The sequence below is a fragment of the Nocardia sp. NPDC050630 genome (assembly GCF_044457245.1).
In the GTDB taxonomy this organism is placed as follows: domain Bacteria; phylum Actinomycetota; class Actinomycetes; order Mycobacteriales; family Mycobacteriaceae; genus Nocardia.
Genome location: NZ_JBITGN010000016.1, coordinates 84,396 through 93,144 on the forward strand (window position 1 = coordinate 84,396; position 8,749 = coordinate 93,144).

The 8,749-nt window shown below is 65.2% G+C and carries 10 protein-coding genes; 5 read left to right on the top strand and 5 right to left on the bottom strand.

Annotated features, from left to right (window positions below; translation table 11 throughout):
* Positions 1-24: 24 nt before the first annotated feature.
* The gene (locus tag ACIBG0_RS31370; RefSeq protein WP_397037384.1) at positions 25-1,179 is read right to left on the bottom strand and encodes an epoxide hydrolase family protein; all 1,155 of its coding nucleotides are present in this window, start codon (positions 1,177-1,179) and stop codon (positions 25-27) included.
* A gap of 63 nt (positions 1,180-1,242) precedes the next feature.
* Here ACIBG0_RS31370 and ACIBG0_RS31375 point away from each other — a divergent pair, with 63 nt between their 5' ends.
* Positions 1,243-2,193: a helix-turn-helix transcriptional regulator gene (locus ACIBG0_RS31375; protein ID WP_397037386.1), complete on the top strand. Its 951-nt coding sequence runs from the start codon at positions 1,243-1,245 to the stop codon at positions 2,191-2,193.
* A 145-nt stretch (positions 2,194-2,338) separates the two neighbouring features.
* On the opposite strand, the gene ACIBG0_RS31380 is transcribed toward ACIBG0_RS31375, so the two are convergent.
* Positions 2,339-3,313 (bottom strand): helix-turn-helix transcriptional regulator, encoded by a 975-nt coding sequence (locus ACIBG0_RS31380; RefSeq protein ID WP_397037388.1) that lies wholly within the window; start codon positions 3,311-3,313, stop codon positions 2,339-2,341.
* 133 nt (positions 3,314-3,446) lie between these two features.
* Between ACIBG0_RS31380 and ACIBG0_RS31385 the strand changes: the two genes are divergently transcribed.
* The gene (locus tag ACIBG0_RS31385; protein ID WP_397037390.1) at positions 3,447-3,842 is read left to right on the top strand and encodes a RidA family protein; all 396 of its coding nucleotides are present in this window, start codon (positions 3,447-3,449) and stop codon (positions 3,840-3,842) included.
* A gap of 90 nt (positions 3,843-3,932) precedes the next feature.
* Here ACIBG0_RS31385 and ACIBG0_RS31390 read toward each other — a convergent pair whose 3' ends face one another.
* On the bottom strand, positions 3,933-4,406 hold the full coding sequence (locus tag ACIBG0_RS31390) for a MarR family winged helix-turn-helix transcriptional regulator (protein WP_397037392.1): 474 nt from the start codon (positions 4,404-4,406) through the stop codon (positions 3,933-3,935).
* A gap of 110 nt (positions 4,407-4,516) precedes the next feature.
* Between ACIBG0_RS31390 and ACIBG0_RS31395 the strand changes: the two genes are divergently transcribed.
* Complete coding sequence (locus tag ACIBG0_RS31395) at positions 4,517-5,644, top strand: GDSL-type esterase/lipase family protein (RefSeq protein WP_397037394.1); 1,128 nt, start codon at positions 4,517-4,519, stop codon at positions 5,642-5,644.
* Between the two features lie 110 nt (positions 5,645-5,754).
* Here the strand turns inward: ACIBG0_RS31395 and ACIBG0_RS31400 are convergent, their stop codons facing one another.
* Positions 5,755-6,366, bottom strand: a complete 612-nt coding sequence (locus ACIBG0_RS31400) for a TetR/AcrR family transcriptional regulator (protein ID WP_397037395.1) — start codon at positions 6,364-6,366, stop codon at positions 5,755-5,757.
* A gap of 73 nt (positions 6,367-6,439) precedes the next feature.
* Between ACIBG0_RS31400 and ACIBG0_RS31405 the strand changes: the two genes are divergently transcribed.
* Positions 6,440-7,021, top strand: coding sequence for a peroxiredoxin-like family protein (locus tag ACIBG0_RS31405; RefSeq protein ID WP_397037397.1), 582 nt, complete (start codon positions 6,440-6,442; stop codon positions 7,019-7,021).
* Positions 7,018-7,635 carry an ATPase gene (locus tag ACIBG0_RS31410; protein WP_397037399.1) on the top strand — a complete coding sequence of 206 codons (618 nt, stop codon included), beginning with the start codon at positions 7,018-7,020 and terminating at the stop codon, positions 7,633-7,635. The genes ACIBG0_RS31405 and ACIBG0_RS31410 overlap by 4 nt, the downstream gene beginning before the upstream one ends.
* Positions 7,636-7,642: 7 nt before the next feature.
* Here ACIBG0_RS31410 and ACIBG0_RS31415 read toward each other — a convergent pair whose 3' ends face one another.
* The gene (locus ACIBG0_RS31415; protein WP_397037401.1) at positions 7,643-8,212 is read right to left on the bottom strand and encodes a Uma2 family endonuclease; all 570 of its coding nucleotides are present in this window, start codon (positions 8,210-8,212) and stop codon (positions 7,643-7,645) included.
* Positions 8,213-8,749: the final 537 nt, after the last annotated feature.

An 8,749-nucleotide genomic window follows, 5' to 3' on the forward strand; every position in this document is an offset into this window, starting at 1 on the left:
ACATGCCGGAACCGGCCCACGTTTTCAGCGCAGGTCGCGGAAGAACTCGCGGATGTCGTTCAGCAGCAGCACGGGCTCCTCCAGCGCCGCGAAATGTCCGCCGCGGTCCACATCGACCCAGCGAGTCATGGTGTGCTGGGTCTGGCAATAGCGTCGAATTCCGACGTCCTGCGCGAAAACGATTGCCGCGGTAGGCACTCCGGAATTCGACTTGTTCGTACCCCAGCCGGCGCGCTGCGCGTAGCCGACGAAGGCGGCCGAACCCGCGGTACCGTTGAGCCAGTACAGCATCACATTGGTCAGCAGCCGGTCGCGGTCGATGATCTTGTCCGGGTCCACGTTTCGCGGATAGGTCCATTCCCGGAATTTGTCCATGATCCAGGAGAGCTGACCGATCGGCGAATCGACCAGTCCGTAGGCCACGGTCTGCGGTCGGGTGGATTGAATCGCGATATAGCCCATCTCCTCGCGCAGGAATGCCTGGATGCGATCGATCCGGTCGCGCTCGAGGTCGGTCAAGCTGGCCAACTCGTCCTCGGAAAGTTGATGGGTCGCAATCGGATCCGGGCCGCCGTTGGTGTGCACACCCACCACATTCTTCGGCGCGCTCCTGGCCACCTCCGGACTCACCGCAGCGCCGATATCGCCGCCCTGTGTGCCATAGCGCTCGTAGCCGAGTCGGCGCATGAGTTCGGCCCAGGTGTCGCCGATCTTCGCGCTGGTCCAGCCCGCTTCGCTGACGGGTCCGGAGAAGCCGAATCCGGGCAGCGATGGAATAACAAGGTGGAAGGCATCGCCGGGATCGCCGCCGTGGGCGCGCGGGTCGGTGAGCGGTCCGATCACGTCGAGGAATTCGACGACCGAACCCGGCCAACCGTGCGTCATCAGCAGTGGCAGCGCATCGGACTCGGGTGAGCGGACGTGCAGGAAGTGGATGCGCTGTCCGTCGATCTGGGTGGTGAATTGCGGATAGGCGTTGAGCTGGGCCTCGGCGGCGCGCCAGTCGTAGCCGGTACGCCAGTAGTCGACCAGATCGCGCAGCCAGGTGGTCGGCACGCCGGTGTCCCAGCCGTCGCCGGGCAGCGGTGCGGGCCAGCGCGCATTATCGAGACGATGGCGCAGGTCATCGAGCTGCTGCTGCGGGATTTCGATGCGGAACGGAGTGATTTCTGTGTTCATGAAAACCACGCTATGAGCCGCTTAGGACAGTTTCTGCCCTAGCGTTGGGGCAAACTTTTCATCATGTTGGAAACCTCCGCGCGCCTGCTGCGATTGCTGTCGCTCTTGCAGACGCCTCGGGACTGGACCGGTACCGAACTCGCCGAACGCCTCGAGGTCGATGTGCGCACGGTGCGCCGCGATATCGACAAGTTGCGCAACCTCGGCTATCCGGTCGACGCGACCGCCGGTGTCGCGGGGTACCGCCTCGGGGCGGGTGCGAAACTGCCGCCGCTGCTGCTCGACGATGATGAGGCGGTGGCCGTTGCCGTCGGACTGCGTACCGCGGCGGGTGGCACCATCGCGGGCATCGAGGACAGTTCGTTGCGCGCGCTCACCAAACTGGAGCAGGTGCTGCCGTCGCGGCTGCGGCATCGGGTCAGTCTGCTGCAATCAGTGACTGTCACCGTGCCTTCCGCTGGACCGACCGTCGATCCCGATGTGCTGACCGCGGTCGCGGGTGCTATCCGCGACAATCACCGCCTGCGCTTCGACTACCGAACCCACAGTGGCACAACATCATTGCGTACCGTCGAACCGCATCGTTTGGCGCACACCGGTCGGCACTGGTATCTCATCGCCTGGGATATCGACCGCGCGGACTGGCGCACCTACCGCGTCGACCGCCTACAACCTCGCGTTCCCACCGGTCCGCGCTTCACCCCGCGCGAGCCACCCGAAACCGACCTGGCGCACTACATCACCAGCGGCACAACAACTTCCCCCTATCGCTATGCCGCCCGCGTGACGCTGTATGTACCGGCCCAGGTCGCCGCCGAACGCATTGCCCCGACCGTCGGCGTCATCGAGGCCATCGACGATCGAAGCTGCCTACTCCGCACGGGGTCCAACTCCCTGGACGAACTCGCCGTCTACATAGCGACTTTCGGCTTCGCCTGCCGAATCCACGAACCTCCCGAGTTGATCGCCCACGTCCGCGAACTCACCAATCGCCTCACCGCGGCGATCGACTAGCTGTTGCGGGGCGCGACGTTGGTGACAGTCCCCAACGCCGGGCAGCGCTGCGCGTCGCGCACGCGTCGTTTCGCCGGGCTTGCGCCTACCCAGTGTGGAGCGGTCCGAATCGCGTCGGCGACGACCTGGCACCCGGTGACAACTCTCAGGATGACTCTGCGTAGCGAGTGGCAATCGCGGCGGCGCGGTTGTGCAGGGATGTGCGCAACGACTGCGGGGCAAGGGCTTCCGCTTCCGTGGCGAGCTGCCACAGCGCCCATTCGGCGTGTCGTGAATCTTGAAAGGTCACCTCCAACCGCAGCCAGCCGTTTGCGTCGGGTTCCTCGGTGTGGACGGCCAGTGCGGTGCTCACCAGGTCCTCCCGCCCCGCCGGGCTCACCTGTACCAGCACGGCGATCTGATCGCCGCTAGTGCGAAACTGTTTGCTGCGTTCCTGCCAGGCCCGGTCCAGATCGACCCGAGCTGGTCGCTGTGCCGGTTCTGGGAGTGCCTCTGCGGCCAACACCCGCGACAGCCGATAGGTACGGTCCGCGCCAGATCTCGTGGCCAGCAAGTAGCCCTGCTCGCGAACGATGACCAGGCCGATCGGGTCCACCGTGCGCCACTTCGGGGTCTGGTCGACAGCCGCGTAGTGGATGCGCAGCTTGCTTCCGGCGAATACCGCGCGCCGGATCTCGGCCAATATGGTGCCGGGCACTTCCTCAGCGACCAGCCGACGCGACAGCAGATCGGTCTCCGGATCGATGAGCAATCGCTCGGCCACATCAGCCGCGGTGTTCCGATAGCTTTCGGGTAGCGCGTCAACCACCTTGAGCATCGCCGAAGCAAGCGCCGAGCCGAGGCCGAATGCCTGCGCGCCGCGCCGCGATCCGGCGACCAGTAAGGCAAGCGCCTCGTCGTGGTTCAGCCCGGTGAGTTCAGTCCGAAACCCAGGTAACAACGCGAAACCGCCGTGCCGGCCGCGTTCGGCGAAGACCGGGACACCGGCCGCGGACAGCGCCTCGATGTCGCGTAACACCGTGCGGGTGGATACCTCGAGTTCGTCGGCCAGCTCGGTCGCAGTCAGCCGACCGCGCTGGCGCAGCAGCAGCACCAGCGACACCAATCGGTCGGCGCGCATACGGAAAACTTAACCGAATACACGACACAGGATGTCGTGATTGGTTGGGAGGCTTACCACCACGGCGTCACAGACAGCGGCTAGCGCCGCCGGGCGTACGTACTTCAACGAATCGAATGGAGCTGATGTGGTCGTGGAACGAACGGCAGTCAACCCGGTGACGTGGTCGGTGGGGATGGGATTCAACCAGGGTGAGGTCGTCTCAGGTCACACCCGGACCCTGTACTGCTCCGGGCAGACCGCGATGAGCGGCGACGGCAAGCCCCAGCATGCCGGTGACATGGCTGCGCAGTTGGCGCTGAGCCTCGACAACCTCGAGGCCGTACTCGGAAAGGCTGGCATGTCTCTGGCGAACCTGGTCCGGCTCAACGTCTACACCACCGACGTCGATCTGCTTTTCCAGCACTACGGCGTGCTGGCGTCGCGGTTGGGCGCTGCCGGGGTGGCACCGCCTACCACGATGCTCGGGATCACCCGGCTGGCGATCCCCGGCCAGATGGTCGAGCTCGAGGGAACCGCCGTCGAGTGATGCCACCTCGCCGCCTCCGGTAGGGCTGCCGGAAGCGGCGAGTCCGTCGCCTCGGCGACGGTGATGTCGTGCGATTCGGTGCAGGGTGTTCTAGTCGGCTTCGCGCGCAGTGGCCTCCGGGTTCACCTGATCGCGAATGGTGCGCAGACCGGCGACGAAGGCATCGAGTTGGTCGGGCGGCAGCAGACCGGTGAACCAGCGCTCGATGACCTCGAGGTAGTCGGGGAGTACGCGGGCCAAGCGGGTCGCACCGGCGGCGGTGAGCACGGCGTAGGAACTGCGGCGGTCCACCGAGTCGAGTTCGCGGCGCACGAAGCCGTTGCGCTGCAGACGGTCGACCAGTCTGGTGACACCGCTGGTGGACAGGTTGGTCTGGGCGGCGAGATCGGTCATGCGCAGGCGACGGTCCGGTGAGCGGCTCAGGCGCATGAGTGCGTTGACATCGAGGCCGGACAGACCGTGTTTCTTCCAGGTCGGTTCCAACTTGCGGGTCAGGCCGTCGTACGCCTCGTAGAGCAGGCCCATGGTGGTGAGCCTGGGATCGTCGAAGAGTTCTGCGTCCACGGTGGCGAGCTTAGCCCAGATAGTTGCGGCGGGGATAGTTGACATGCGGAACATATGCGCTAAGTTGTTGTCATCGCAATATTCCTCACCGCAACTAAATGGAGATTCCGATGACTACCTCTTCGCGCTGGGTCGCTGGCTTCCGTTCCCCGCTGGTCGACCCCGCCGAGCGGATTCGTTTGGCCGAGCCGCGCGGCTTCGCCGATGAGACGGTGCGTCAGGTGCTGCACCTGGTCGGGAGCGGCGAGCAGCTGCGGGTGCGGCTGACAAACCGCTATGGTTCGACGCCGGTGACCATCGGCGCGGCACGGATCGCGGTGCGCAAGTCCGGGGCCGAGATCATCGCGGAGACCGATACCGAGCTGCGTTTCGACGGCGAGGCTTCGGTTTCCATTCCAGCGGGAGCCGATATCATCAGTGACCCCGTCGATTTCGCGACGACTGCCGATACCGATCTGGTGCTGAGTATCTACTTGCCGAAAAAGAGCGGCCTGGCACCCTTTTCGCACCTGCCGATGGAATCCGGTTTCGTGGCCGCCGGTGATCAGGTCACCGCACTCGCGCTATCCGGAGCCGAGGAGACGACCTCGCGCTTCTATGTGACCGGTGTCGACGTGCTCACCCCGACGGATGGGCCGATCATCGTCGCGTTCGGCGACTCCTGGTTCGAAGGCGTCGGGTCCACACCCGGCGCGAACCATCGTTCCGTCGACGTCCTCAACGAACGTCTCACCAGCGGTTGGGTGCTCAATCAGGGCATCGGCGGGACCCGTTTGCTGACCGACCAGATCGGCGAACATGGTCTGGCCCGTTTCGACCGCGATGTACTCGGGGTGCCCGGCGTCACCCATGTTGTCCTGAACTTCGGTATCAACGATCTGATCCTCGACAACAGCACCTCATCGGCCGATGCACTCATCGCCGGTTTCCGGCAATTGGCCGGGCGGGCGCATGCGGCCGGACTCGCGGTGTATGCCAACACCATCGGCCCCTTCGCCGGTGTCATCTATCCGGACCTCAATGTCGAAGAGGGCCGAGTAGTACGCCGCGCGGTCAACGAATGGCTGCGCACCACCCGCGTTTTCGATGCCGTGTTCGACGTGGCCGCCGCTGTCGAAGACCCCAACGATCCCGACTTCATCCGCCCCGACCTGGACAGCGGCGACGGCCTGCACTTGAACGACGCGGGCCACCACATCATGGGAACGACCATGTCCATCCCCGGCCTCACCAACTAGCACCCAACGACGCGCACCTTTTCTCGCGCCGCGCACGAATTCGCCGGGCGAAAACGTGCGCGGCGCGCGAATCGATGCGCAGCAACAACCCTTGGGAGTGTTGGCGGGGCTCAGGGGGACAGGCCGCGCAGAACGATTTCGATACCGAGGCGGAATTCGGTGGGGGCGTCGACATTTCGGGCCTCGGTGGCGGTTTCGACGAGGAGCGGATAGTCGCCTGGGGGGAGGCGGGTCATGGCGGCGGTGCCTGCGCCGGAGAGTGGGCCGTAGTGCTCGTTCTGGAGGTGGCCGAGCAGGAAGGCCATGAGAGTGCGTTGGGCCAGGACTCGGCCGATGCCGGTGAAGCCCGCATCGGTGAGGACGGTCAGCATCGCCTCGATCCAGCGCAGGCTGTTGGGGGCGGACTGGCGGTGGCGCACGACCAGCGGGACCGTTGCCGGATGGGCGGATACCGTCGTGCGCATGCGGTCGAGTAGGGCCGCGGCGCGATCGCGCCAGTCCGGGGCGGTCGGTGGCGTGAGGTCGATATCGGCCAGGAGATGGTCTACGACCAGCAGCTCGAGTTCGTCGCGGTCGGCGACGTAGCGGTAGAGGCCCATGGTGGCGATGCGGAGTTCCTTCGCGACCGCGCGCATGGTCAAGCCGGACAGACCGTCGCGGTCGAGCACCGCGACGGCGGCGGCCGCGATGGCGGGGCTGGTCAGCGAGCGAGGGCGGGGCACGGGTTGACAGCGTACAAGGTACGCGCATACTGGCTGTAGGCGTACCTTGTACACCTACGAGAAGGGAGTCCCCATGCCATTGCCGCGCACCGTCACCGACCGAACGCTGCTCACCATTGCCGACGCCGAGATTCCGGTCCCCGATCCGGATTGCCTGATACACCTGCAGTTTCGACGTTTCGCGGGCTGTCCGGTGTGCAATCTGCACCTGCGCTCGTTCGCCGTACGACACGCCGAAATCTTGGCCGCGAATATCCGTGAGGTCGTCGTATTCCATTCCAGTGCAGCCGAATTGCGCACCTATGAGGGCGATCTGCCCTTCGACCTGGTCGGCGATCCCGACCGAATCCTGTACCGCGAGTTCGGCATCGAATCGGCACCGCGCGCCCTGCTCGACGCGCGCGCCTGGCCGACCATCGTCCGCGCCGCGACCCGGGCCACGGTGGCCGCACTGCGCAAGCAGAAGCCCGCTCCCCCGGGCAAACCCGAGGGTGGACGCCTCGGTCTGCCCGGCGACTTCCTCATCGCGTCCGATGGCCGCATCCTGGCAAGCAAACTCGGCAAGCACGCCGACGATCAGTGGTCGGTCGACGAACTTCTCGCCCTGGCCTCCGCCGACGCGTCGATGAACCTGCCGAAGGAATCCCGATCATGATGACCATCGAGTTGTTCGTCTCCGAGGAGACGATGAGCGTCGAACGGCAGCAACAGCTGGCCGACCGGGTACTACACGAGCTGACCACCGGCGAATCCGCGCCGGACTCGGTGCTCGATATGGCGCGTGAATTGACGCATGTAGTAGTGCACAAGCCGCAGGTCTGGGCCACCGGCGGCCCGAACATCACGGCCGAACCTCGCTATCTCGTGCGGATCACGGTTCCCGGCTCATGGAGCAACAACCGCGAATTCGGCGACCACATCATCCCGATGGTCACCCGCGCGATCGCCGATACCGAAGCGGATCCGGACCGGCTCCTGCGTCGTCCGCATTGCATCGTGCAGATCGTCGGCATCCGCGAACACGCGATCGGTGCGCTGGGCCGCTCGATGACCGCCACCGACATCACCCGGTTGATGACACAGGACTTCCGGGACTCCGGCGTGCGACCCGAAGCACCGAAGGGTTACACGATCGATCCGGTCTGCGGCATGACTGTCGAATGGGCCACCGCCCAGATCACCCTGACCCACGACGGCACCGACTACGCCTTCTGTGCCCCGGTCTGCCGCAAGGTCTTCGCCGAGGAGCATGCGATCGCCGCACGATAAAGGCGGCTCAGCGCATCAGTGACGCCGGATCCACGGTGAATTCGAAGGGACTGCGCAGGGTGACGGACTCCCCAGCCGCCACCCGGTGCGTCCGTTCGTAGGCGCCCTCCGGCCCGAGCGTATGCGCGAACAGGACCGGCAATTTTTCGTCAGTGAGCTGGCCTTTGAACGGGTTGATCTCGACGCGCCAGTAGTTCGGAATTCCGGCTGCGGCATAGAGCACGGGCTTGACCATGCGGTCCTGCATAGTCGTCGATTTGGAGACAACTTCGACGACCAGCTTCACCTGTTCGGCGGCGATCCCGCGGTCGTCCCAGTCGATCGCGCCAGCCGCCACCATGAGGTCGGGAATGGGCTCGTCGTCGCCGATCAGCACTCCCACCCCTTCCAGCACTACGTATCCGGGAGGCAGTACGTCGTCGAGAGCGCGCACCAGCCATTTGATCAGCCACTGATGCCGCGGCTTAGGAGCAGCGTTCACGACGAGCTGGCCATTCAGCACCTCGTACCGTAATCCGTCTTCGGGAATGTGATCGAGGTCCGCGGCCGTCCAATGGTCGGACCGAGGAGCGGGCATTGCCAATGGAACCACCTCCAACCTCATCGAACGGGAGCGAACGACGTCCGCTCGGTCCCGTCCGAGTCTAGCCCGCCAAAGCGGCGAGGTTCCGTCCGGTGATTCCGGCGCGGCAGACTGTCTGCCGATCCGCCCTCGTCTGAGCCGGTGAACGCAGCGTTCGTCTCATCTCGAACAGCGATCATGTCAAGACCGCGCCGTCGCAATTGCCCCGAAACACCTGCAACAGATGCTCTTATGCGAACGTGGCAGTGGTCAGGGTCGCCGCACTGTCGTCCGGCAGCCTGGAAGCATTCCTGGATCGCCGATCTGGCTGCGGCGACGGCCACGATCTGTGCGTCGTCCAAAGTCTCGGGATGGCAGCCTGCGTGGAGCTGAGCCGTGTCCGACTCGGCAGTTCCTTCCCGCCGCGACCGAACGCACCGTGCGCGTGACGCTTTGGACTATCCCGGGGCTATGCACGCGCAAGAGCCCCGCACGTTCAACTGTTCGAGGTTCGGGGCCCTTGCCTTCGTGTACCGCGCAGAGCGGTCTCGG